The following is a 23803-nucleotide window of genomic DNA, read 5'->3' as shown; positions in this document are numbered from 1 at the left end:
ATCCTTATGAATGAGTGTAGAGTCATAGCAAGCATTTATGCCTGCCACCGTTTAAAGATTAATGACGTATTTATGCCACCAAAAGCAAAATTATTGCTCATGACATAGTCGGTGTTAATCGGTCGGACGTCGTCCTTAATATAATCAAGCGGTGCACACTCTGGGTCCACTTGATCAAGGTTAAGACTTGGAGCAAACCAGCCTGCATTCATCATCTCAATACTGACCCAAGCTTCTAGCGCACCACATGCGCCGAGGGTATGTCCTGTGTAGCTTTTAAGTGATGAAATTGGTGTGTGTTCACCAAATACTGCATAAGTGGCTTTTGACTCTGCAATATCACCACGGTCGGTGGCGGTGCCGTGAGCGTTAACATAGCCAATTTTTTCTGCATCAACATCGGCATTTTTTAGTGCAAGACGAATAGCCACTTCCATGGTGTCGGCATTAGGCTGTGTAATGTGCAAGCCATCAGAGTTAGTGCCAAAACCAACGAGTTCAGCATAGATGGTTGCGCCTCGAGATTTTGCGTGCTCAAGCTCTTCCAAGACTAAGGTACAAGCGCCTTCGCCGATCACTAAACCGTCTCGTTGACTATCAAAGGGTCTCGGAGTGGATTGAGGTTCATCGTTCTTAGTGCTGGTGGCAAATAAGGTGTCAAACACCACCGCTTCAGTGGGACAAAGCTCTTCACCACCACCTGCTAGCATTAAGGTCTGTTGACCAAATTTAATGGCTTCATAGGCATAACCTATTGCTTGGCTACCTGATGTGCATGCACTGCTGGTGGTGTGAACGCGGCCTTTAAGGCCAAAAAATACCCCGACATTTACCGCTGTCGTATGCGCCATCATACGAATATAGCTGGTGGCATTGATACCCGACATATCACCGTTTTTTAGCATATCGCCAAAACCAATAATGGGCTCAGTGCTCCCAGTTGATGAACCGTAGGCAATGCCCATGTCACCAGAAGATACCACCGGGTCACCTAGCAGACCTGCATTTTCAAGGGCGATTTCGCTGGCGCGTGTTGCCATAATGGACACTCGCCCCATAGAGCGAATTTTTTTACGTGAATAATGCTTTGGCTGTTCAAAATCAGTGACTGGTGCAGCAAGGCGAGTATTGAGCGAAGGGTATTTATCCCACTCCGTCATAGTGACAACGCAGTTATATTTTTGCTGTAATCGCTGAGCAATCGTTGGCCAATCATGGCCTAGTGCTGAAATGCCGCCGATGCCGGTAATAACGACTCTATTGCTCATATCATGCCTCCATTAACTGAGATTACTTGGCGAGTAATATAAGCTGCATCATCAGACATTAAGAAGTTAGCCAGCCCTGCAATTTCATTGACTTTACCCATACGGCGCATTGGCACAATTTGGTTAACCATATCTTTAGGGAAGTCACTTACCATATCGGTTTCAATTAAACCTGGTGCAATACAGTTAACGGTGATTTTACGTTTAGCAAGCTCAAGTGAGAGTGCTTTTGTTGCGCCAATAAGCCCAGCTTTAGAGGCGCTATAGTTTACTTGACCACGATTACCAGCAATCCCTGAAACAGAAGCCATAGTAATAATTCTGCCACCATTTCTAGCTTGGATCATGGGCATAATAGTGGGTTGAATAACGTTATAAAAGCCGTCGAGGTTAGTATGGATCACGCTGTCCCATTCATCTTCTGTCATTGCAGGAAATGCGGTGTCTTTGGTTATCCCAGCGTTTAAGATCACGCCGTAATAAGCTCCATTCTGGGCAATATCTTGTTCAATTTGTGCTTTAGCGGCTTGTCTGTCTGCAACATCAAAAGCAATTAAACTGGCATTAACGCCAAGGGCCTGAATTTCAGCTTGGGTCTGCTCTGCAGCATTCACATTACTGTGGTAGTGAACTGCGATATCAAAACCTTGAGAGGCCAATTTTAACGCGATGGCTTTACCTATTCCGCGGCTTGAGCCTGTGACTAAAACTCTGTTATTCGTTGCTGTCATGTTTTCTCCAAAAGTGCAGCGCCAGCTTGCTGTGATTGTTCTGCGCAAGCGGCTATGCTTGGCTACACTTGATTGTCTTGTATGTACGCTTGGGTATCTTGGGGTTGAAATACGTTAACATTGGCTGAGGCGATAACCGTGGCACCCGCTAATATTTGGCAATCAAATACCGCTAAACCTGAGTCTTCTTGATATAACCTTGTCACGCTAATTCGATACTTTTCGCCTAGTGTAAATTGTGGCTGATGCATGACTAATTTACGTGTGCCTAATAAAAAACCGACTCGAATTTTATCATCTCTTAAGTGGGCTTCAACACCGGCTAATGCAGCAATACTTTGCGCCATATATTCAATGCCGACATAATTGGGAACGCCATTAATAGCGTGATTAACGTAAGCACTTTGTGGGGTAATTTCCACTTCGGTAATAAGGCTGTCTTGCTGGTGTTGAATGACTCTATCTATCAAGATCATCGGTGCTCTGTGGGGCACAAACTCAGCAATGTTTTTTGCTAGTAAAGTGTTATCTGCAATATTTTCAGACATCTTGGTTTCCTGCTTTCGCGAAAATGATACTGGCATTACTGCCACCAAAAGCAAATGAGTTACTCATAATATAATTCAGTGGCTTTGACTGAACCGTACCATTTAAAGGTGATGACTCAACAAGAGGTAATATTGGATCGTTTGGATCTTGTTGCTTATCCCATACGTGGGGAGGCAGTAATTGATCTTGGTTGAATGAGCTTAATAACAAATAGCAAAATGCTGCTTCAATGGCGCCAGCAGCACCTAAACAATGACCCGTTAAAGGCTTGGTCGAGCTGCATAGAGGGATTGTATTTTGAGTACTCGTGTTAGAAATAGTATTTGTTATTTCGCCAGCAAACACTTGATGCATGGCAACTGATTCCATCGCATCATTCTTAGGGGTCGCTGTGCCATGTAAATTGACGTATGACACTTGGCTTGCATTGATATCGGCATCATTAAGTGCAGCCTTCATTGCTGCAATCGCGCCTAAACCTTGAGGGTGCGGCGCTGAAATATGGTGTGCATCAGAGGACTCGCCGATACCAGCAAGCATCACCTCAGGCTGACTATCTAGGGTATTCGCTTTCTGCAGTAGGAATAACGCTGCACCTTCGCCAATATTAATCCCATCTCGATTTGGGCTGAAAGGGTTACATAGGCCTTTAGAAACAGACTCAAGGGAATTAAATCCATTTAATGTTAATTGGCATAAGCTATCAACGCCACCGACAATGACGACATCGCATAAATCAGCATTAAGTAATCGTTGGGCGCTGGCAAATACTTTGGTGCTAGAAGAGCATGCTGTTGAAACGGTATAGCAAGGGCCAGTTAGCTCAAAGAGTTGGCGTAAAAAGTCACTGGTGCTACCAAGTTCTTGTTGGGCGTAATGAAAGCTCGATGGGAAATGACCGTTTTGCTGATGATAATCAAGTGCCGCTTCGCCTTTTGAAATACCTGATGTACTGGTACCAATTACAATGCCTATTCTATCGTGACCAAATCGTCTTTTGGCTTGCTCAATGTTCTGTTTTAACTGAATTGCAGCTGTGAACAATAATCGGTTGTTTCGGCAATTATACTGCGCAAGCCTTTCGGGTATCGCCAACAAGTCAGTGTCTTTGATTGCACCTACGCGAGTGGTTGCATTAAACATTAACTCATCACGCGGCACCATAAAATCAGTATTACCAGCAAGTAAATGTGCTAATACAGATTCAGGAGTTTGGCCTAATGGAGTACATAGTCCAATTTGTGTAATTGCTATGGAACGGCTCATCGTCATTGGCTTTTATCTTGTTGGTGATGGTTAATATTCACTTTGGTTACAAGCATATTGATTATAACCTGTTTCGTTTTTACCATTTTCATCATAATAAGGGCGATATCGATAAGGTGATATTTGCGGCTGGGAAATGCAATATTACCTCAGCAAGCCAAGGATTCGTATTAGAGTAATCAATAGTGATGGCTTGCTGATCATTGACTATAAGTGCACTACAGCGCTGCTTAGTGCAATCGATATCATGCATTTCACCTTGATTAAAGTACGGATTAACTTGCTCATGAGGCCAATATATCAGCTGCATGATCGCCATCAAATACTCTGCCTTAAAATCCTCACCCATAAGCACGTTTTGCTGACTGATGACCTCATCACCATCAAAGGTCACTGTGAATAAAGCCTGGCCGATTGGCGCAAGACCCACCAAAGTCATTTGGGTTGAGTTAAGTTCCAATTGAGTCAGTAATTCGTGGTGTTTTTCACCATGAGTAAAACTGATTTTTTGGCTGAGCAGTTGTTCATTATTGGTTGGCGATTGCAGCATAGGTGCAAGGCAATAATTCACTTCTGGTGTCAGTTTAACGCAAGTTTGACGCTGTAATTGTTGACTACAACCAGAAATAAATATGGCCATAATGACAATCGAAAAAGCAATGATTCGAGACATAATTAACTCGCTTTATTGTGGTCGCGACACAGGTCGACAATCATATTGAGTCGACGTTCAGAGTCTTTTACAAACGGATTGTTTGTATCCCAAGCATAGCCTGCCAAGATAGAGCAAATCATTTGTTTTATGGTTGGGTTTGGGTCGTCATAAAAAATGACATCCTGAAAACGACCATCGTACCAAGCTTGAACATAGGTGCGGAAGGTATTCACGCCTTGCATTAATGGTTCTGCGTAATCTTGCTGCCAATCGACTTCTTTGCCATCTAGCTGTTTTATTAAGGTCTCAACAGCCATTGATGCTGACTGCATGGCAATCGTCACACCTGATGAAAATACTGGGTCTAAAAATTCTCCAGCATTACCTAATAGTGCAAACTGCGATGTCGCTAAGGTTGATACATTGGCCGAATAACCCCTTAAACTGGCGCAAGGCTGCAATACTTTGGCATTGCTCAGTAGAGCTTTTAAGCCGGGTTCTTCGTTGAGTAGTTGCCATAATTGTTCTTCAAGATCGCCTTGGCAATGCTCAATTAAATGAGGCTCAGCAACAACACCGACTGAACAACGTCCATCACTAAATGGGATAAGCCAATACCAGATATCTTTTTGACTAGGGTGAACACTGATGAGAATCTTCTCGCGATCAAAACTAGCATCAGTGATGTTATCTTCGATATGGGTGAAAATGGCACTGCGAGCAGGTAAATTAGACGGTTTTTCTAAGTGTAATAACCTTGGTAATACTCGACCAAAGCCACTGGCATCCAGAACATATTTGGCGGTGACGCGATAAACGCTATCGTGCTCATCTGTCACTGTTAAAATTGACGTAGATGAAGCATTTTGACCTAAATCGATATCATTAACCTGGTGCCCATAACGAATTTCAACGCCTTGTGAAACTGCGGTATCAGCGAGCAGTTTATCAAATTGTCCTCGTTGAACTTGGAATGTCGTTCCCGGGCCTTGAGTAAATTTTTCGGTAAAATCAAAAGTGGTGTAAGTGCCATTATGACGAAATGCCGCGCCGTTTTTGAATTGGAACCCAGCCTGTTCAACGGCCTCAAGCATGCCTGCCTGTTCAATAAACTGCATGCAATAAGGCAATAAACTTTCGCCAATTGAAAAGCGTGGGAAATGCTGCTTTTCAAGTACAAGCACTTGTTTGCCTTGTTGATGAAGTAAACTTGCAGCAATTGCACCTGAAGGCCCTGCGCCGATGATGACGACATCGATATTTATGTCTCGCGGTGTCTCTTGTGGTGCATCCATACTGGAACCTACAGGGTTATTTACCATTATGTACTACTTCTCTGGTTATTATACTTATCAAGGGGGCGAGTAAAAAAGTGAATCCAATGCCAAACAATAAAGTGAGGCCAAAATAATGTATCGCATTGGTTTGGCTAAAGGCCAATAAGCCAAAAGCCAATAAGGTTGAACAGGCGGACATCAAGACTGCCATCATCACGCCACTTGCCTTAGCTGGAGAACTTGATTTTACCGAGGCAAAAAACAAACTGTAATCAATGCCGATCCCTAACACGAGGATCAATGCTAATGCGTGAAATAAGCTCAGTGGTGAGCCGACGACGCCAAGGCTAGCTAATGTAAGCAGTATCGAACTCGCGGGTACAGATACAATACCGATGGCCAGCTTTATGCCAAATTTAACACTAAAAATGAATATTGCGACGACGCAGACTAAGACCAGCAATTGTAAGGTCAGCTGCTTAAATTGTGCCATTAGATTAGATATTTCGCCGACTTTATCGATAACGTTAACCGATAAACCACTTTGCTCTGCGCGAATGGTGAGCGCGGATAAATCATTAATCCCGCCTAATACAATAATGCTGCCAAACTGATGTGATTCACTGTTCGAACTGGCTTGAGAATCCGTTTTTATATTAGCTGTTATATTCGCTGTTATAGGAGTCGTTGTACTCATTTCTGCGTTAGGGCTTAACCACAAACTGGCCAAATCATTGCTGGCAATATTGAGCACAGAATCTGGAGAAATAAACTGGTTTTCGCTCAGGGCAAGCTGGTTCAGCAACTCTGCTTTAAGCGATTCATCTAAACCAAGTACGTCAATAATCTCATCTAAATGATGATGGTATAACTGCTGATAAGCGAGATAGTTTTGCTTTTGTTTCTGCACACTCGGTAAGTAACGACTTAAGCTAACAAAGCTACTGATTTCGTTGGCAACAACCGCATCAGATAGCAAGGTTGACGCTTTGTCGAGTTCGTTGAGTAAGGCTTGTTCATCATTTGCCGTGACCAAGATAAATTGATTATCCGTTCCGCCACTTAGCACTTGTCTGAGTTTATTTTCTTCAGTGGTAATCCGTTCAGGGCTTTGTTGTAAGTTACGAATATCATCGTTACTTTTGAGTGTGGTTATCCCGCCAATAATGAAGAGAGCAATAACACATGCCACCGCAGATACTTTCAAATTTGCATGTGTGCTGTGAGTCGTAACGTTAGTGAGCCATTGCAAATACCGCTCAGCCCAAACCAGCAAGAACGATGAGGTGGGGAGTCGAGAGTTAGCTAATAATGGATAGGCAAAGACTAACGTTAAATATGCGCCCAACAGACCTGCCGCGCAGAATATTGCCACCTGTTGCATACCGGGAAATGGTGTCATTCCGATCGCAATAAAGGCGATGGCGCTGGTTAATAAAGCCAGTGTCATTGCAGGTAAAATTCTATTGATGACTGCTGTGGCGTTAGGTTTATTTAACAATAGCTTTTCACAGTAAAAGTGAAAACTATAGTCAATGGCAACGCCAATCAAACTGGTGCCAAACACCAACGTCAGCAAGTGTAATTCACCAAATATAGACAGGGTGGCAACCACTGCAAACAAGAAACCACTAGATAAGGTCAGCACGGCAAGCGCTAATGGCATCACACTTCTAAACCCTAGCCAAACTAATATCATCACGCCGAGTAACGACAAAGAGCCAATGGTCGATACTTCAAACTTAGCGGAATCGGTTGCCGCTTGCGCATGAAATAAGGTTCCCGCTTTCAAGACTTCAATATCGGTATTATCACCGCGGTATGAATTGGAAGCGTGTTGTGAATGAACAGGTTTGAGCGAGCTGAAAGCATCATTTAATACGGTCATTTGTTGCTGCTGACCATCAGGGTTAAAGGCGCTCTTAACGCCTTTTGCCATAACGATAGCCACAAATTTTTGCTCAGATTTACCCAATAAAATATGTTGTTCACTCGTGAGCTTTTGTGTCGGAGCGAGCGCAATGAGGTTGTCAGGAAAAAGCAGTAAAGGGTCCTGAGTCAGCAATGCACTGCTGGCATAGCCAAAGCTACTGTATAGTTGCTGCTGAGCTGCGAGTAATAATTGCTGCCAGTCTGCAGAGTGTTCAGTATCAGCAAGCAACCCGTATTGCTCATCGGTCAGTAAAAAAAAGCGCTTATCAAAGTAATATTGACTTAATGTCTGCATCTGCTGACTTTCGCCACTGCGGATATCGGTAAATACATCGGGTGACTGCTGTAACTGCTCGATTAAGTGAGTTGCAGCATTGATAGCTTGCTGCTTGTTGTCCGCTAATAGACCAATATATACCTGATCTGCTAAGCGCTGCTCAACCTTATCAAGTGCTTTTTGGGTTAATGGGGTTTCAGTAAGCTTTGGCAACATAGCCAAAATGTTACTCTGAATTTTAGCGCCTGATTGCCATAGCAAAACGCCATAAGCGCTCACTAGCGCAATCAATAAGCACCAGATGATAAAGCGTGGAACAGCTTGTTTGGGTGAGTTAAACCAACTAGCCAGTTTGGACATTACTTGGCTTCACTAACGGCATCTTCAGTCGCTGCGACTGGCAAGAGTGTCATTTTTTGCACATCCTCTTCAGTCAGTTCTTGGACGACATTTGAAAAATGAATAAGGGTTTTATCCGTCGTGGCACTGGCTTGTTTTTGGGGAAGGCTAGATAGCATAGTAAGGCGATTAATTTGCTGCTTACCATCAACATTGCCACCTTCTAACACCATCGCGCCAATGGCTTGTTGAATTAATGGATCTTTTGCCACTAAGCCCAGTTGCCAGTCAGTGTTTTCCGAGTTGTTATCTGGTGTTTCATTAGCCGCTTCAAACATAAATAAATCAAAGTCTTGAGCTAATACATCAAGATCACCCGTTAACAATGCTTGCATCAATTGCGGCAACTGCTCAGCCATTGCAGCGCTGGTTTGATTGGCTTTGCTTTGAGTGATATTGCCTAAGCTATCTTGTTGAATCAGGATATTTTGTTTCAGTAATAAGGTGCTGTTGAAAGGAGAGGTTTGTTGCCAAAGTAAGCCGATATTTTGACTAAAAATAAACTGACCGGCGCTTTTAAGTGGGCGTTTTAGTACCGCAAGAGAACGCGTTTGCTGAAACTCACCTTTAGCTTGTTCACCTAACTGAAGGTTCTGCGCTAAGGTGTTGAGTTGTGCAGCGGTCGCTGGCGTCGTAAATAGCGTAGCTAACTGCAGGTTGGATAACTCAGACTCAGACTCATTTTGACTTGTAATGGCTGCAGTTGGTTGAGCTATCGCAGTACCAGTAAGCAGCGTTATAGCAATGATTGCGGTAAGTAAGGCTCTCATTAACTGACACTCTTATTAATAAGGGTTTCATTTGCAGTGGCATTTTGCGCTACTTCTTGGCTATGACTGGCAAGTTCAGCAGCTAATTCATTTTTTACATCACCTTCAGCCAACAACGGTAAAATTTTCTGCCTAAATACAGCTGGGGTGACAAAGCACAATTCTTCGGTTTCGATTTCTACCGCTGCTTGGATGGTATAGCCTTTTGTTATTCGCTGGCCGGTTTCAGCATCGCGAATTTGATAGTTGATCCTCAGGCGATTTTCCCACTCAACAATGGCAGCATGCACAATTAAGTGCTGGTCGAAGGTACTGCTTTTTACATATTTAAGCTGAGTATCTACAATGGGCCAAGCGTAACCTGAGTGCATCATTTGACGGTAGTTATAACCGAGTTCATCGAGTAATTTACAGCGAGCGACTTCAAAATAGCGTAAATAGTTACCATGCCAAGTGATGCCCATTGAGTCCACATCATGAAAGGGCACCACCATAGCGAGTTCGGTGCTGAAAAGGGCTTTCATATCAGCAAACCTCCCACTGACCTAATTGAATTTTCTCGACGGTTTGACGTAAAACCGCTTCCAGTGGGCGATCTTCAGTGAGTAACTCAAAGTCTTCGCTGACCTGTGCAACAGTTTTAGCTAACGATGGTGTTAATGAATCTTGTGCTAATTCATTTTGGGCGATACGTAAGTGTATCCCCTGTGTCATCGCTAATAATGCGGCAGCAGCCACTTGTTCAGTAAGTTGTAATACACGCATACAGTCACGTGCAGCAATAGTGCCCATGCTGACTTTATCTTGGTTATGGCACTCTGTGGAGCGAGAAAACACACTGGCTGGCATAGTGTTCTTTAATGCTTCAGCAGTCCAAGCAGACACGCCAATTTGCACCGCTTTAAAGCCGTGGTTAATCGCTTGTCTTGCCCCAACGGCTGCCGATAAGTTAGCGGGTAAGCCGTTATTAAATTTGGTGTCCATCACCAATGCCATTTGACGATCGATTAAATCGGCAAGATTGGCGACGGTGTTTTTCATTGAATCCATCACAAATGCGATATGACCACCATAGAAGTGACCACCATGAAGAATATGCTCACCTTCGCCATCGACAATTGGGTTGTCATTGGCGCTGTTTAATTCGGTTTCAATGAATTGACGCATAAATGGCAATGCATCTTGTAGTACACCAATGATATGCGGTGCACAGCGAATCGAATAACGATCTTGTAATCGGTCTGAGTTTCTTGGGTGGGTGTGATGGTTTAAATCTTCACGGATCCAAGCTGCAATTTGGTTTTGCCCTGGGTGCGGTTTAGCATCAAATAAGATGTCATCAAAGTGATTTGAATTACCTTTAAGTGTCAGCGATGCCATAGCAGTTATGCGACTGGATAAGCGTGCTAAATACTGAGCGCGATCGAAAGCTAAACAGGCTAAAGCGGTCATCACTGCGGTGCCATTCATTAATGCTAACCCTTCTTTAGGGCGCAGCGTTAATGGCGCAATATTTAGCTCGGCGTACACCTCTTTTGTAGCGCGGCGCTTACCTTGATAAACCACATCTCGCTCGCCAATCAATACCGCTGCTAAATATGACAGCGGGGTTAAGTCACCGCTTGCGCCTACCGATCCTTCTTCAGGAATAACAGGGGTAATATCGAGGTTAAGTAATAATTCAATGCGCTGAAGTAACTCATAAGTCACTCCTGATTTGCCCACAGCGAGTGAGTTTAATCGACAAGCCATAATGGCTCTAGATTGCATCGGCGAGAAAATATCACCTAATCCGCAGCCATGAAAACGGGACAAATGTAGCGGTAATTCATGGACTAAATCCAAACCAACAGTGACAGTACATGAGTCGCCATAACCTGTTGTTACGCCATAAACCACACCTTCTTCGTTTAATAAGCTATCGATAAAACGAGCACCTTTTTGAATGTATTCTTGGTACTCAGGTGTCTCATTTAACTTTACAGGTGCCCCTTTAGCGACACTGACGACTTGCTCAAGGCTAATAGGTCGTTGACCGAAGTTTACCGTTGCCAAATTTGGGGTTGCTGAAAATGAAGTCGATTGGCTCATGGTATTACTGTTCCTGCTTATTGTTAGGTGAAGAGTGCTGTGACGAAGCCGATTGTACTGAACTGCTCTGTGCTGAACTGCTCGGTGTTGAACTGTTATGCGATGAATCAGATTCAGCAGTTGTTGGTGCTTGTTCTGCCTTTACTCTTTGTGAGTCTTCGTCGCGACGCCAAAAATCATAAAAATTAAACCACTGCAGCGGTTGGCTGGTAGCAAAATGTTCAAGACGGCGGCTATATTCACAAGCCGCGTCATCTAAACGCTCAGTACGTCCGGCTCGTGGGCCTTTTAAACTATCTGACAAGTGTTCTACATGAACTCGGTATCGACCTTGTTCTTGTAAACAAAACATGGTGTAAACAGGACAATCAAGCAGGCCAGCAAGGATAAATGGACCTTGAGGAAATGCCGCTTGTTGATCAATAAAGTCGTGATAAAACACTCGACCGGCAGTATCTGATGAGGTGCGATCTGCGGCTATCACGACCAATTCGCCTGCTGCAATTTTATCTTGCAATAACATGGCTGTACTTGGGCCAAGTTCGTTAACCTGAATAAGGTTTAATCCACTATTCGGGTTAAGTTGCTTCAGGACATTATTAAAGTTTTCAGCATGGCTAGTGAGCACCATGACATTCACTTTAACCTGCTGCTGGTGGATAGAAATCGCTCGGCAAAGTTCAAGATTACCTAAGTGAGACACTAACAATACCGCGCCTTGGCCTGATTCAACTTGGTCGGCTAAGACATGCCTATCAGGAAAGTCGACTTGGGCGAGTTTAATCCGATCGCACCAAGCATCAATTCTGTCTAATGCAGCATTACCAAAGGCAAAAAAGTGTTTCAGGCTGTCTCGCCACGTGACGGGATCTGATAACTGTTCATGTTGTGGGTGCTTGAGTTTAACTCGACGTAAAAAGTCCATTGAAGCATTTCTAGCTGTCACACCCGTCAAGAAGAAGTAACAAATCACTGGGTACATGATCGCTCTGCACAGCCAATGTCCGCCTAAACGGTAACTGTCGGCGATGAGTTTTATACCCCAGTAGCTGCCACGTTCTCCCATGGCAGACCAATGTTTATTAGCGTTTTTTTTTGAAAGTATTTTCGGTAGGCGCTTTAACATGCCGAAGAACAACCCAGTGTGCATGGCTGAAATACGGATGTTGTCTTTAACTCCCTGAAAGTGGCTGATGCCATCTTCTGGGTAAATCACTTTGGTTGGAATGTGTGTTACTGGTACACCTTGCCAGTGCAGTTTCACCATGATTTCAATATCAAAATCCATTCGCTCACCTAATGCTTGCTCGCGAAAGAGTTGCTCAGTTGCCGCTAAAGGGTAAACCCTAAAGCCACACATAGAATCTTGAATATCAAAACTTAAGGTTTCAACCCATACCCAAAAATGAGTGATGTAGCGACCATATAAACGGCCTTTAGGCACAGATTCATCATACTGAGGTTTACCAGAAATCAGTGCAAGAGGCTCCGCTTCACTGGCGGCAATCATAGTAGGAATATCATCTAAGCAATGCTGACCATCGGCGTCGATTTGCAATGCATGGGTGAATCCATCCGCGAAGGCTGCACGCAGTCCAGTCGTCACAGCAGCGCCTTTGCCACGATTAAATGGGTGAGTTAACAGCGTCACCCAGTCATATTTATCCGCTAACGATTGTAATAAATAACGAGTTTCGTCATTACTACCGTCGTTAATCAAATAGCAAGGTAAGCCAAATGGCGCTAACGCCACTAAGGTCTCAGCGATGGCCTGTTGATGATTATAATTGGGAACGATCAGTGCCAATTTCATGATTGGCGCTCCTTGCTGCTAGTGCTTGAACCAGCATTTTCTGTCAGTGCAATACGGCCAGAAGCATAGCGTTTTTCACCATCACGGTAGCTGAAAGTGAGTTTTGATTTTGCGGCGTTATGGCTGATAAATAATTCCACTTGGCTGTCGGGCAGCATCAGCTGCTGGAATTTAAGCACTTCAAGGCTGGCAACATCGGGCTGATAACCAAATGCCTGACAACCTAATTGAATAGCCCAGTCGAGTTGGGTTACGCCAGGTAAAACTGCTTGCTCTTCAAAATGGCCTTTAAAGTAATCCAGTTCTGCGGCAACAAAAATTTGCCAACTGATGCCATCATCAGTGGTTTGCTGACTGATTATTTGGGGTAAAGCTGATTTAATCATCATTAAATACTGTCAATAAATCCGTTTGTATACGCTTACCTTGTGCATTGACAGGTAAGGCTTCTGGGTAGCGCCAACGACGAGGTAAAGTCACTCGTTCGAACTCGCTAAGTAAATGTTTTTTAAGGTGGTTGTTAACACTCAATTTACCGGAGTCATCCAGTTGTGCTAGACCTTGTTCTGTTAAGGTGATGGCTGCACCTAGCATCATCCTTGGCTCTGTTAATTGAACCACCGCAGCTTCTTTGACAAACGGGTGCGTGCATAGCAAGCCTTCCATCTGCGCCAAGGATAAGCGTTTTTCTTCTACTTTCACGATACGATCGAGACGGTGAAGCAAGGTAAAACGCCCGTCGGCTGCAAGCTCAATTTTGTCATCACATTTTAGCCACTCAGAATCAGAGGCTAAATATGGCGATTTGATCATTAAGGCGCCATCTTCTGGATTGCTGGCAATATCAATTTGACTGAATGGTAGCCAGGTTCTGTTTGGCGACATTTGACGACGATAAGCAACGCCGCCAGTTTCAGTGCTACCAAAGACTTCAATTGGAAATTGGCCATAACAGGTATGAATATGCTGCGACGCTTCATAGCTTAACGGACCGCCAGAGCTGAAGATAAGGCTTGGTGCAAGCTGTTGTTGCTCAAACTCAAGGGCTTCAGGTAATCGTGACAATTGCGCAGGACTGCTGACTAAACATAGGTTTGGCATTAATGCGATGTAATAACTCAGGGTTTCTGGGTATTCAATTAAGTCACTTAAAAAGGGACGGCTGGCAGCTAATGGCCACAATATTTTAAACAGTAAACCGTATATATGTTGGTGAGAAACCGTTGATACCACACTACATTGGGGTAATCTTGACGCAAAAGTGCTTTCCAGTACGCTGACTTCGGCATCTAGTTGTTCAATGGATTTTTGAATCGCTTTAGGTTCACCACTACTGCCTGAGGTGAATAGGACTAAATCACCGATTTGAGATGATTGTGGCCAAGGTTTATTGGCTAAGCCCATTTCTTTTTTTAATAGAATAAAGTGTTTAACTTCAGACAGTGGCTGATCTGCAATGATGCCATCGAAAGCATGATTTAATTCGTTTAATGTGCCGCCCTGGGTATTTGACGGCAGTATGACTTGTTTACCTGCTAATAATGCTGCGCAAATGCCAGCAGCAAATAAATCGCTGGTTTCAGCGGCCAATAACCAACGCTTAATTGGGCTTGCATTGAGTTGCTCGAATAGATGGGCAACATGAGCTGTAAACAGTGAGCCTGTTACGATGTCATGATGATTGAAACTAATCAGTTGTTGCGTTTTAGGGCCAGTATTAAGCCAATTTATCAGCAAGTTATTCATGTTTTTTCAACCAAAAGTTGCGATATATCCATTCTCCACCGAGCAGTAAACCCATGAAGATATAGGCAATTAATCCATTATAAAGTGTCCACAATTCCAATGTGGCAAACTCTGCAGTATAAAATGCAGCTAATCCATTAATGATAAATAATCCGCACCAAAGGCGAGTAACATTATTTAAATATGGAATGGCTGAATCTGGTAAATCAGGCTCTTTTAACTTGGCCAAGCGTTCGATCATGCTTGGGCCTTTTATTAACGAGCTAGTAAACAGTCCCAGCATAGTCATGTTAATGACTACAGGGTAATACAGTAGCCAGTCATTACGTTTAGCAACAAAACTGGCAGCAGTTAAGCCAATACCAACCAGTATGGGCAACACCATGGTTTTTAACTGCTGTTTATTTAGCGCTAAGCGTGCGATTAATATGGCGCAAAGTAATAGGGCAATGGTGCCTGGTGGAAGGTACTGCAAGCCAAAGTAAACCGCTAACGGGTAACAGATAATGACGATGGCTGTGACGATTTGCAGTAGTAGCACCATTAATCTTTCATTAAGCCTTCAATGGCATTGACCACATCTTCAACTGTGCGCACAGTTTTAAATTGCTCTGGTTGAATCTTCTTGCCAGTCATTTGCTGTAGCTTAATCACTAAATCAACAGCATCAATGCTATCTAAATCTAAAGACTCATAAAGTGAAGCATCTAGGCTGATATCTTCAGCTTCGATTTCAAACTCATCGACTAATATTTGCGTCAGCATCTCTAGGATTTGATCACGATTTTTCATGATAACTCCTAAGAACGTTGAGATTCGATAAAGCTAGCTAAACTCGCCACACTGAAAAAGTGTGCTTTAGTGGCATCAGAGTTTGCTTCGATTTTGATGTCGAATTGCTTTTTAATCGCTAAGCCTAATTCAAGCGCATCAATTGAGTCTAACCCCAGTCCCTCACCAAAAAGTGGTGCGTCGGTGTCAATATCATCAATACTGACATCTTCTAAGTCGAGGCAGTCGATGATCAGTTGTTTAATTTCGTTATGTAGATTCATATTAATATTCTAATTTGTTTGATTGTAATTATTTCTTAGTCGTTGCAGATAAGGGCGGTAGTGCGGTTATCTGCTGCGAATAAAGCTGCTCTAACTCTCTGGTCAGTACGCGAGCCATTTTTGCATCACTAGTTTGGTTTATATCATACCTTAGCTGGTCAAAAGCTGCGCCAATTTCTACAGACATATTTACTGTTTGTCTTGGCGGTTCGTACCAAGGTTGTTGCTTAGTTAGTCCAGCTACGTCGACATGTAGTAAAACAGGAAGGATATCTGTGCGGGTGCGTATTGCAATGTTTGCTGCGCCGCGAGCAAATGGGTTGATTTGGGTGCCAACCACAGTGCGGGTTCCTTCAGGAAAAATGATGAGGTTGGTGCTATCGTTCAGCACTTGTTGGCAATCTTTCAGTAGTAATTCTGCGCCGCGATTTGGAATATAACCAGCTGATGATAAGACACCGCGCATAAATGGGTTGCGCCAAAGCGATTGTTTCACAATGCACCCCGCATTGGGGATAAGGCTTATTAGCACCACGACATCGATTAAGGTTGGGTGATTAGCAATAACAATCATGCCTTTGGCATCTGCTAATGCTTGGGTATTTGGGGCGCTGACTTTAATTAACCCTGTGAAGGTTAGCATCCACACAAAACCTTTAAACATATAGTGCACCGCTTTTTGAACTCTAGCGATCCGCTGCTGTTTTGAGCCAGGCCAAAAACGCAGCACAGGCAAAATGGTTAATGAACTTAATAACCCTCCTATGCCAAAGACTACATAACACATCACGCCACCAATCCAGCGAGGGATATAGGCCATTCCTGTTAAATATGGGAATGGCTTTGGATGCTTAAAGTGACCTTGATGAGTTAGGCTCATTGACTACAACCGCCCAACAGAGTCAGAAATGGCTGTTAACTGCCAGTGCCACTGACTTATATGGCCTGATAGTGATTTCTGGCAAGCGATGCCATTGATGAACTCTGCAAAGCTTAATGTTTTCTGGCCGCTTACGTTATCTGCCATAGCTTGTTCATTTGAAGGGCTTAATGTCAGCTGGGCAATAGCGGGTTGTTGGCCATTATTTGCTGGTGCTAAATACAAGCCCATGGCTAATGGTAGTTCATTCTCTTGGGTATACTGATTATAAACCGCAGGCACCGGATCATCGCCAAACACTAATAATACAGGAGCTGGATTTTCAGCTAACTGAGCATAAGTTTCGATCACGGCTTGAGATAACGTTTCTTCACCTGCAGCAATTGACGTTGAAGGCGCAGTATTGCCCGTTACGATGCCATATATCCCACTGGCGGTATTATGTACTGACTGACTAAAGGCGAGGGGAGATAAGGCTTCTTTAGCAACAATATCTTCTAGTAAGCCAAGGGTGCGCGTGAGTTCACCATGACGTGAGGAAAATACACTACGGCAATCTTGGGCTGGCTGACAATCATGGGCAGCAGAGAGCATCATTTTAGTTAAACGACTAAAACGGCGACGCTGCATCGCAGGAACATGGGCTAATGCAGGAGAATCTTTTTTGTCTAATGACGGTGCGGTGCTTTTATCCCAATGAGTCCAGCTTTCTTTATCTTGAAAGTCCACAGACCAAGCACCCCACGACAGGATATCAAATACTAATTGCACTATTTTGCCTCTGATATGACCCCGTTATCCCTAACTGGGTGACATTTTCCGTGCTTTTGATTTATTAATGCGTTGCTCTAAAACAACTATCAGGCTGAACTGTAATAACGGTACCGTAATAATTGTACCGTAATAATTGCGACTTAATGAAGCTTTTTGCAATGAGCAGAAATAAAAATAGCGACACGAATGTCACTATTTTTATCAAGCTCACATAGCTATGCAAAAATTCCAAATAAATATGGAACCAGCATTCACGATATAGCGTTACGCTATTCGTTATTTGCTCAGTTGCTGCTGCAGTTTTCTGACGGCAGTTTTGATTTTACGGGTGTTTTCAGGGCCCATTCTGACCATCAGCTTTTGCACATTAGGTAAGGCTTCAAGCTTAGTGTCAACAAATTGATAATTCACGCTGATAGATGACAGCTCAATAGGGTCTTCAATAATCGGCGCTGCTAAAATCATCTGGAAAGCTTCAAGCATGCGTTCATCAAAGCTCATGTCGCTGTAGCCTAGTTCTTCAAAAGCTTCATTGAACAAAGGCGATAACTCTTCAAAGGTACTAACAAGCTGCTCGTCATTCATACCTGCAATCATGTCTGCATATAAATCGTAACGGTGGTAGCTATCTGGATTTAAGTAAGTTTTGTTAGTGATTTCACTGACGCTAAAATTGTCTTTCGGGCCCTTTAATGGGCTAGCTTTGTGAATGACTTCGCCTTGTGCCATGTTATCGACAAAGACCACAAATTGGCGTGCGATATCCTTTTTAAGGATCATCGACTCGATTTTCATGCCATCAGCCATAGCAATGGTTTTTTGTTCCACAAAATCATCGCTTTCAGTCAGTGCAGGTAAAGGCTCAACGACCACTTCAGGTTCTGCAGGAATAACTTCAGGCTCAATGATTTCAGGTTCAACAATCACTTCTTCAATTGGCTCTTGCTCGATTGGCTGCTCTGGCACAGGTTCTGGTAATTGAACCGGGATAGGCTCAATGATTTCAGGTTCCTTTTCTGAAGTGAAATAGAAATACCCCGCCCCCGCTAATAATACGGCTACCGTGATCCCAATGACGCCTGCATTGCTACCACTTGATTTATCTGATTGTGGTGTCGCTCTGTCTTCTTGATTGACTTGCATTTCTATTCCTTAGCTTTAAACGTCGAAAGTGGAACTGAACACGGGATAAAGTCTATCTAACTTAAAATCAGACTATTTAGCCTTAAGCTCAAATCTCATTCTGCAATATTCCTAAGACTTGTCTAGTGATAACAGCTTAGGTTAACAATAATTTATGCTTGTACGTATTGTTGGCGATCACCTAACCAACGGTGAATGATGCCATCAACATTACCAGGGACTTGTTGCATAACATGTGCGGCTAACTTTTGCGTATTTTCAATTAAATACTGGTCTCTGACCAAGTCAGCAATTTTCATCTCTGCTAGCCCTGTTTGACGTGTTCCGAGGACTTCACCTGGGCCACGAATTTCTAAATCTTTTTGTGCAATCACAAAGCCATCACTGCTTTCGCGTAACACCCCTAAACGTTTGGTCGCCGTTTGCGATAAAGGCGCTTTATAGAGTAATACACAGTGACTGGCAATCGAGCCTCGTCCCACACGGCCACGTAACTGATGCAATTGTGCTAAGCCTAAACGTTCAGGGTTTTCGATAATCATTAAGCTGGCATTGGGCACATCCACACCGACTTCAATCACTGTGGTTGCTACTAATAAATGTAGCTCACCTGCTTTAAATTGGGCCATTATTTGTTGCTTCTCAGCGCTTTTCATTCGCCCATGAACTAGGCCTATTTTAAGCTCTGGTAGTAAACGACTGAGTTCTTCGGCTGTATCTTCAGCGGCTTGGCACTCGAGCACTTCAGACTCTTCAATTAAGGTACAGACCCAATAAATTTGTCGATTGTCATTTAGCGCAGCTTGTTTCACTCGCTCAATCACTTGATCACGGCGATTATCACTGATGGCGACAGTAGATACTGGCGTTCGACCAGGTGGCAACTCATCAATCACCGAGGTTTCTAAATCGGCGTAAGCCGTCATAGCGAGAGTACGGGGAATAGGTGTCGCCGTCATAATTAACTGATGAGGATGAAAACCTTGGCTGACGCCTTTTTCGCGCAAGCCTAAACGTTGATGCACCCCAAAACGGTGTTGCTCATCAATGATAATTAAGGCGAGTTTATTAAAGCTAACTTGCTCTTGGAAAATGGCGTGAGTGCCAATCACCATTTGCGCGCTGCCATCTGCGATGTCCGCTAACGATTGCGCTCTTGCTTTGCCTTTTAATTTTCCTGCAAGCCAGCCAATTTTTAGCCCCAGTGGCTCAAACCATGCAGCAAAGTTAACCGCGTGTTGTTCTGCCAGCAATTCTGTGGGCGCCATCATAGCGACTTGGTAGCCATTTTCTATTGCTTGTAGCGCCGCGAGCGCCGCGACTAAGGTTTTTCCGGAGCCAACATCCCCTTGCACTAAACGCATCATTGGGGTGGGTTGTTCGATATCACGGCTAATATCAGCGCCGACTCGTTGTTGTGCGCCTGTCGGCTTAAATGGCAATGCTTTCAAAAATGGATTTAGCAACTGACCTGTAGCGGGCAAGGTCACCGCCTTATCAAGGTTATTACGCTGACGTAGTTTCAGCATACTTAAGTTATGTGCCAGTAATTCTTCTTGCACTAAGCGCTGCTGAGCGGGATGCATACCCAGCTCTAAATCAGACTGTTCAATGTCGTTTGGGGGGCGATGAATGAGGTGAAGCGCGCGGCCAATGCTCATATTGTTGGGCTGCAATTCGCTAGGCAATAACTCGGTTAATCCACCTTGTGTTAATTGATTTAAGGCTTGTTCGGTCAGTTTAATCCAGCTGGCTTGCTTCAGGCCTTCAGTGGATGGATAAATAGGCGTAAGCGAATCACTCAAAGCTGGGTTTTCACCTTCTTTGATGATTTTATATTCGGGATGAATGATCTCGAAGTGACGTTTGCCACGTTTTATTTCGCCATAAGCACGAATGATGGCGCCGTTTTGCATGCCATTACGTTGGGCAACTGAGAAGTTGAAAAAGCGCAGAGTCAGCATGCCGCTGTCGTCAGCTATGGTGCAAGTCAGCATACGTCTGCGACCGGGTACGATTTGGGTCGAAACGATTTCAGCTTCAACAGTGCCGTACATGGCAGGATATAGACTGGCAATAGGATAGATTTGGGTGCGGTCTTCATAGCGCATAGGCAAATGAAACAGTACATCTTGCACTGTTTTAATATCCAGTTTTTCGAGCTTTTCGGCGACTTTTTTCGCGACGCCTTTTAAGTCGGTTATAGGAACCTGATCCAATGGTTGCAAATCCACAATGCCTTTATAGTGTCTGGTAACGACTTTATTTACGGTTTATCTCATTTTGCGCTTAGCAGGCAAAGAGAGTTATCCAAAGAGTTATACAACTCACTTTGCAGCGTTAATCACTGTTAGGGACAATAGTACTGTAAATATATACAGATGTATGGCTTATCTTAGCAGAGTTTTAAAACAAGGCAATAATATTACCCGATTCTATGCTAAGCGACTCTATAACCAGCCTTTTTGTTTAGCAATCCGCGCAGCATCAATGCGATTGGTGGCATTTAGCTTACTGATTGCTTCGGACAGGTAATTACGTAATGTGCCTTCGGCAATAAATAATTGTGCTGCGATATCACTGGTTGATAAGCCTTCGCTGGCAAGCCTTAAGGCTTTGCGCTCTTTATCATTGAGTGGATCGATATCGCCAATTGCGCTGATCGCCAATTCGGGATCAATAACCTTTTTACCAGACATCACCTGCTTAATGGCTGACAGTAAGCTCTCGGTTGGGGCATCTTTAAGTAAAAAACCTTCAACCCCAGCGGTTAGTGCGCGCTTTATGTAACCCGCACGGCCAAAGGTTGTCAGGATAATAATCTTAGTTTTATGGGATGAGTCAGCTTGATATTGCTGCAGCCATTGTGCGAGTTCGAGCCCCGTATGTTGTGGCATCTCAATATCACTGAGCAGTAAATCAAAGGACTGCTGTTTTAATAATGCCATCGCTTGGGCTCCATCTTCGGCTTCGGTGACTTCTACCTTACCGAGTGCGGCATCGTCTGTCAGGGTTAGCAATGCAGAAAGTGCCCCACGCACCATAGCTTGATCTTCTGCCAGTAAAATTCTCATTCAACCACGTCCTTGTCTTGTGCTATTTGTTGGGCAGAAAGTGGTAAAGAAATCATGAATCGATAACCCTCTTCCGTAGTGTAATTAAACTCACCTGATAACAACTCGACCCGTTCTCTGATTCCTTTAAGCCCGTTGCCTTCAATGATCTCCTTAGTCGATGCATTGTCGCTAAAGCTAATGCTCAGTTGTTCATCTTCATGGGCGAACTGCCATACACATTCAGTGGCATTGCCATGTTTAATTGTATTATTGACCAATTCGGTGAACATTAACCCTAATTGTGATTCATGTAATGCAGTCATCTTGGGCAATGTCCCTTTGAGATGCACTTCAATACTTTGTTCACGCAGTAACCCCGTTAACTGCTGCAGTGTATCGGTCAGCCCTTTATGTTTATAGTCCGATACCGTCTGACGTATTTGGCTTAGGCTTTCACGAGCAATATCGGCCAGTTGACTCAAGTGTTGTTGGGCTAAAGGTAAATTTCCTGTTTCAACTAATTTTTCAGCCAGCTGGGCTTTAAGGGCAATAGACGACAAGTTGTGCCCCATAATGTCATGTAAATCACGGGCAATACGTTCTCGTTCTAACGCGGTTGCGAGGCTGGCTATTTCATCGCTTGATTGACGCTGCTGACGTCTCACTCGCTCGCTGTTGTGTTCAATTACGCCAAGTAATCCCACGACAAACATGATGAGCATGCCATAGAGCGGGAAGTAATAGGCTTCAAATCCAATCAGAAAATCCAGTGTCCACAACCATCCAGATAAAATGAAAAAGCAGAATACTGCGGTGCGAAGCGAATAGAAAAAACCAATAAAAAAGGCGGCAAAACTGAAAAGTGAAATGGCACCACTGGTAAATGGTGCTGCAACACTGGCGGTAAGTAGCATCAATCCAATGGGGTAAATGGCTTTAGCTGAGGCGCTTTTAAATGCCCAATAGTAACTGTATACAAAAGGGATTAGGAGCAACAAACTCACGCTGATACGTAATACGTCGTCCCGCATAAACCACAATGGGATGAAGTAAAAAATCAAGTTAAGTAAGTATACCCAAGCGGTTTTTTGCTTATAGTCACGTTCAGGTTGAATTGTGTCGCTGTTGGTCATTTTCTGGTGAACCTTTCCTTGCTCAATTTGCTGGGCTAATCGTTGATGATTCATAACCTCTCCTTGCTGAGTTAGCATACAGTAGCAGATTAAAAACCTGCAACTGTATGCTCGTTTTACACTATCAAACAGTTTGACGTTACTCGTCAGCCGCTTAAGTCACTCAAATTGTGTGAATACTGGGATTTATTAATACTGCTGCGCTGAAGTCGGTGGATTAAGTAAAAAATTAGCCCAGCTATAGTTAGGGTCAATATCGATAGCCTGCTGCCAGTCTTGCTCGGCATCTTGTTGATTACCTAACTCTTGCTGAGCAAGTCCGCGCCACGTATAAGCTTCGCTGTGTCCCCAACAAATGTCATCACATGGGCTTTGGAAGCGCTCGATAGCAACAGAGGCATATTGTTTTGCTTTATCCATACCGCCGCCATATTGAGTTGGTGTGTAATAAGCACTCATGGCTTTCACCAATGCAATACGAGGATTATTGGGGTCAATCTGCTCAGCTTGTGCGAGTAGAGTGCCAGCTTTCATGCCCAATGTTTGCCCCTTCGTTGGATCATTTGAAATTTGCATGCCATACACTGATGCGAGTAATGCCATTGACTCAACATCATCTTCACGGCCAAGAATATTTTCGAGAGTGGTTTGAGCTTCATCTAATGAGCGCTTGAACATGCCACGCTGTCCGACAATATTCGCGGTAATTGCGGTGCGATATTCTGCGTAAGCATGTTCGTAATCCACGCTTTGTTCGCTGATTTGTTTAAGCTCATTTATGTTCATCGCGTTTGCTGCTGAATCAATTGCGCTAATATCTGCCATGCTACTTTGGCTGACTAATGAAAGGGTGACTGCAATAAATAATGTTTTCATGATTAACTCCGTTTATTCAATTAAAGGTTTGTTGCTTCGGAGTTAGTATCTAAGAATGGGCGTAAACTGTGCAGGCACAAACGTCATCAGTTTGAGGTGACAAATGTCATCA

Annotated in this window: 23 protein-coding genes; all 23 read right to left on the bottom strand. The window is 43.7% G+C overall.

Translation table 11 applies throughout. The features are described 5' to 3' along the window. Positions 1-35 precede the first annotated feature (35 nt). The 23 genes from Q4600_RS16710 to Q4600_RS16600 all read right to left on the bottom strand — a co-directional run bounded on the left by Q4600_RS16710 (position 36) and on the right by Q4600_RS16600 (position 23691). On the bottom strand, positions 36-1268 hold the full coding sequence (locus tag Q4600_RS16710) for a beta-ketoacyl-ACP synthase (RefSeq protein ID WP_303517205.1): 1233 nt from the start codon (positions 1266-1268) through the stop codon (positions 36-38). Beyond that, entirely contained in the window at positions 1265-1999 is a 735-nt protein-coding gene (locus Q4600_RS16705) for a 3-ketoacyl-ACP reductase FabG2 (RefSeq protein WP_102526787.1), read from the bottom strand. The genes Q4600_RS16710 and Q4600_RS16705 overlap by 4 nt, the downstream gene beginning before the upstream one ends. A 62-nt stretch (positions 2000-2061) precedes the next feature. Then, positions 2062-2547 (bottom strand): hotdog family protein, encoded by a 486-nt coding sequence (locus Q4600_RS16700; protein WP_102526788.1) that lies wholly within the window; start codon positions 2545-2547, stop codon positions 2062-2064. Beyond that, positions 2540-3814: a beta-ketoacyl-[acyl-carrier-protein] synthase family protein gene (locus Q4600_RS16695; protein WP_303517206.1), complete on the bottom strand. Its 1275-nt coding sequence runs from the start codon at positions 3812-3814 to the stop codon at positions 2540-2542. The genes Q4600_RS16700 and Q4600_RS16695 overlap by 8 nt, the downstream gene beginning before the upstream one ends. Before the next feature lie 91 nt (positions 3815-3905). Next, a complete protein-coding gene (locus Q4600_RS16690) occupies positions 3906-4487 on the bottom strand; it encodes a DUF3261 domain-containing protein (RefSeq protein WP_303517207.1) in 582 nt (193 codons plus the stop codon). Positions 4488-4489: 2 nt separating this feature from the next. After that, positions 4490-5764: an NAD(P)/FAD-dependent oxidoreductase gene (locus tag Q4600_RS16685; protein WP_102526790.1), complete on the bottom strand. Its 1275-nt coding sequence runs from the start codon at positions 5762-5764 to the stop codon at positions 4490-4492. 16 nt (positions 5765-5780) lie between these two features. After that, positions 5781-8315: an MMPL family transporter gene (locus tag Q4600_RS16680; RefSeq protein ID WP_303517208.1), complete on the bottom strand. Its 2535-nt coding sequence runs from the start codon at positions 8313-8315 to the stop codon at positions 5781-5783. Further along, positions 8315-9124 carry an outer membrane lipoprotein carrier protein LolA gene (locus Q4600_RS16675; RefSeq protein WP_303517209.1) on the bottom strand — a complete coding sequence of 270 codons (810 nt, stop codon included), beginning with the start codon at positions 9122-9124 and terminating at the stop codon, positions 8315-8317. Before Q4600_RS16675 ends, Q4600_RS16680 begins: the two co-directional genes overlap by 1 nt. Next, positions 9124-9648: a thioesterase family protein gene (locus Q4600_RS16670; protein ID WP_303517210.1), complete on the bottom strand. Its 525-nt coding sequence runs from the start codon at positions 9646-9648 to the stop codon at positions 9124-9126. Before Q4600_RS16670 ends, Q4600_RS16675 begins: the two co-directional genes overlap by 1 nt. A 1-nt stretch (position 9649) precedes the next feature. Then, positions 9650-11215 (bottom strand): histidine ammonia-lyase, encoded by a 1566-nt coding sequence (gene hutH, locus Q4600_RS16665; protein WP_303517211.1) that lies wholly within the window; start codon positions 11213-11215, stop codon positions 9650-9652. A 4-nt stretch (positions 11216-11219) separates the two neighbouring features. Further along, entirely contained in the window at positions 11220-13028 is a 1809-nt protein-coding gene (locus Q4600_RS16660) for a glycosyltransferase (RefSeq protein WP_303517212.1), read from the bottom strand. Beyond that, positions 13025-13414 (bottom strand): thioester dehydrase, encoded by a 390-nt coding sequence (locus Q4600_RS16655; RefSeq protein ID WP_102526868.1) that lies wholly within the window; start codon positions 13412-13414, stop codon positions 13025-13027. Before Q4600_RS16655 ends, Q4600_RS16660 begins: the two co-directional genes overlap by 4 nt. Then, the gene (locus Q4600_RS16650) at positions 13407-14774 is read right to left on the bottom strand and encodes an AMP-binding protein (protein ID WP_102526796.1); all 1368 of its coding nucleotides are present in this window, start codon (positions 14772-14774) and stop codon (positions 13407-13409) included. The genes Q4600_RS16655 and Q4600_RS16650 overlap by 8 nt, the downstream gene beginning before the upstream one ends. Further along, entirely contained in the window at positions 14767-15318 is a 552-nt protein-coding gene (locus Q4600_RS16645) for a hypothetical protein (RefSeq protein ID WP_303517213.1), read from the bottom strand. Before Q4600_RS16645 ends, Q4600_RS16650 begins: the two co-directional genes overlap by 8 nt. Then, the gene (locus Q4600_RS16640) at positions 15318-15566 is read right to left on the bottom strand and encodes an acyl carrier protein (RefSeq protein ID WP_102526798.1); all 249 of its coding nucleotides are present in this window, start codon (positions 15564-15566) and stop codon (positions 15318-15320) included. The genes Q4600_RS16645 and Q4600_RS16640 overlap by 1 nt, the downstream gene beginning before the upstream one ends. 8 nt (positions 15567-15574) lie before the next feature. After that, the gene (locus tag Q4600_RS16635) at positions 15575-15829 is read right to left on the bottom strand and encodes a phosphopantetheine-binding protein (protein ID WP_102526799.1); all 255 of its coding nucleotides are present in this window, start codon (positions 15827-15829) and stop codon (positions 15575-15577) included. A gap of 28 nt (positions 15830-15857) precedes the next feature. Beyond that, positions 15858-16709, bottom strand: coding sequence for a 1-acyl-sn-glycerol-3-phosphate acyltransferase (locus tag Q4600_RS16630; protein ID WP_102526800.1), 852 nt, complete (start codon positions 16707-16709; stop codon positions 15858-15860). A 3-nt stretch (positions 16710-16712) separates the two neighbouring features. Beyond that, the gene (locus tag Q4600_RS16625; protein WP_303517214.1) at positions 16713-17480 is read right to left on the bottom strand and encodes a beta-ketoacyl synthase chain length factor; all 768 of its coding nucleotides are present in this window, start codon (positions 17478-17480) and stop codon (positions 16713-16715) included. Between the two features lie 279 nt (positions 17481-17759). Next, the gene (locus tag Q4600_RS16620) at positions 17760-18626 is read right to left on the bottom strand and encodes a DUF3014 domain-containing protein (RefSeq protein WP_102526802.1); all 867 of its coding nucleotides are present in this window, start codon (positions 18624-18626) and stop codon (positions 17760-17762) included. Positions 18627-18778: 152 nt separating this feature from the next. Further along, on the bottom strand, positions 18779-20854 hold the full coding sequence (gene recG / locus Q4600_RS16615; RefSeq protein WP_303517215.1) for an ATP-dependent DNA helicase RecG: 2076 nt from the start codon (positions 20852-20854) through the stop codon (positions 18779-18781). A 222-nt stretch (positions 20855-21076) separates the two neighbouring features. Next, on the bottom strand, positions 21077-21700 hold the full coding sequence (locus Q4600_RS16610) for a DNA-binding response regulator (RefSeq protein ID WP_102526804.1): 624 nt from the start codon (positions 21698-21700) through the stop codon (positions 21077-21079). Further along, positions 21697-22869 (bottom strand): sensor histidine kinase, encoded by a 1173-nt coding sequence (locus tag Q4600_RS16605; RefSeq protein ID WP_368501612.1) that lies wholly within the window; start codon positions 22867-22869, stop codon positions 21697-21699. The genes Q4600_RS16610 and Q4600_RS16605 overlap by 4 nt, the downstream gene beginning before the upstream one ends. A gap of 135 nt (positions 22870-23004) precedes the next feature. After that, entirely contained in the window at positions 23005-23691 is a 687-nt protein-coding gene (locus Q4600_RS16600) for a M48 family metallopeptidase (protein ID WP_303517216.1), read from the bottom strand. Positions 23692-23803 lie beyond the last annotated feature (112 nt).

The sequence above is a fragment of the Shewanella sp. 2_MG-2023 genome (assembly GCF_030548905.1).
GTDB classification, from domain to species: Bacteria; Pseudomonadota; Gammaproteobacteria; order Enterobacterales; family Shewanellaceae; genus Shewanella; species Shewanella electrodiphila.
This window is presented reverse-complemented; position numbering and strand designations above follow the sequence as displayed.

Coding starts and splice junctions, on each gene's coding strand:
- Q4600_RS16635 (WP_102526799.1), bottom strand. CDS start 15,829: ATGAATCTACATAACGAAATTAAACAACTGATCATCGACTGCCTCGAC.
- Q4600_RS16675 (WP_303517209.1), bottom strand. CDS start 9,124: ATGAGAGCCTTACTTACCGCAATCATTGCTATAACGCTGCTTACTGGT.
- Q4600_RS16640 (WP_102526798.1), bottom strand. CDS start 15,566: ATGAAAAATCGTGATCAAATCCTAGAGATGCTGACGCAAATATTAGTC.
- Q4600_RS16620 (WP_102526802.1), bottom strand. CDS start 18,626: ATGCAAGTCAATCAAGAAGACAGAGCGACACCACAATCAGATAAATCA.
- Q4600_RS16695 (WP_303517206.1), bottom strand. CDS start 3,814: ATGAGCCGTTCCATAGCAATTACACAAATTGGACTATGTACTCCATTA.
- Q4600_RS16700 (WP_102526788.1), bottom strand. CDS start 2,547: ATGTCTGAAAATATTGCAGATAACACTTTACTAGCAAAAAACATTGCT.
- hutH (WP_303517211.1), bottom strand. CDS start 11,215: ATGAGCCAATCGACTTCATTTTCAGCAACCCCAAATTTGGCAACGGTA.
- Q4600_RS16645 (WP_303517213.1), bottom strand. CDS start 15,318: ATGGTGCTACTACTGCAAATCGTCACAGCCATCGTCATTATCTGTTAC.
- Q4600_RS16660 (WP_303517212.1), bottom strand. CDS start 13,028: ATGAAATTGGCACTGATCGTTCCCAATTATAATCATCAACAGGCCATC.
- Q4600_RS16610 (WP_102526804.1), bottom strand. CDS start 21,700: ATGAGAATTTTACTGGCAGAAGATCAAGCTATGGTGCGTGGGGCACTT.
- Q4600_RS16670 (WP_303517210.1), bottom strand. CDS start 9,648: ATGAAAGCCCTTTTCAGCACCGAACTCGCTATGGTGGTGCCCTTTCAT.
- Q4600_RS16680 (WP_303517208.1), bottom strand. CDS start 8,315: ATGTCCAAACTGGCTAGTTGGTTTAACTCACCCAAACAAGCTGTTCCA.
- Q4600_RS16605 (WP_368501612.1), bottom strand. CDS start 22,869: ATGAATCATCAACGATTAGCCCAGCAAATTGAGCAAGGAAAGGTTCAC.
- Q4600_RS16710 (WP_303517205.1), bottom strand. CDS start 1,268: ATGAGCAATAGAGTCGTTATTACCGGCATCGGCGGCATTTCAGCACTA.
- Q4600_RS16650 (WP_102526796.1), bottom strand. CDS start 14,774: ATGAATAACTTGCTGATAAATTGGCTTAATACTGGCCCTAAAACGCAA.
- Q4600_RS16600 (WP_303517216.1), bottom strand. CDS start 23,691: ATGAAAACATTATTTATTGCAGTCACCCTTTCATTAGTCAGCCAAAGT.
- Q4600_RS16630 (WP_102526800.1), bottom strand. CDS start 16,709: ATGAGCCTAACTCATCAAGGTCACTTTAAGCATCCAAAGCCATTCCCA.
- Q4600_RS16690 (WP_303517207.1), bottom strand. CDS start 4,487: ATGTCTCGAATCATTGCTTTTTCGATTGTCATTATGGCCATATTTATT.
- Q4600_RS16685 (WP_102526790.1), bottom strand. CDS start 5,764: ATGGATGCACCACAAGAGACACCGCGAGACATAAATATCGATGTCGTC.
- Q4600_RS16705 (WP_102526787.1), bottom strand. CDS start 1,999: ATGACAGCAACGAATAACAGAGTTTTAGTCACAGGCTCAAGCCGCGGA.
- Q4600_RS16655 (WP_102526868.1), bottom strand. CDS start 13,414: ATGATTAAATCAGCTTTACCCCAAATAATCAGTCAGCAAACCACTGAT.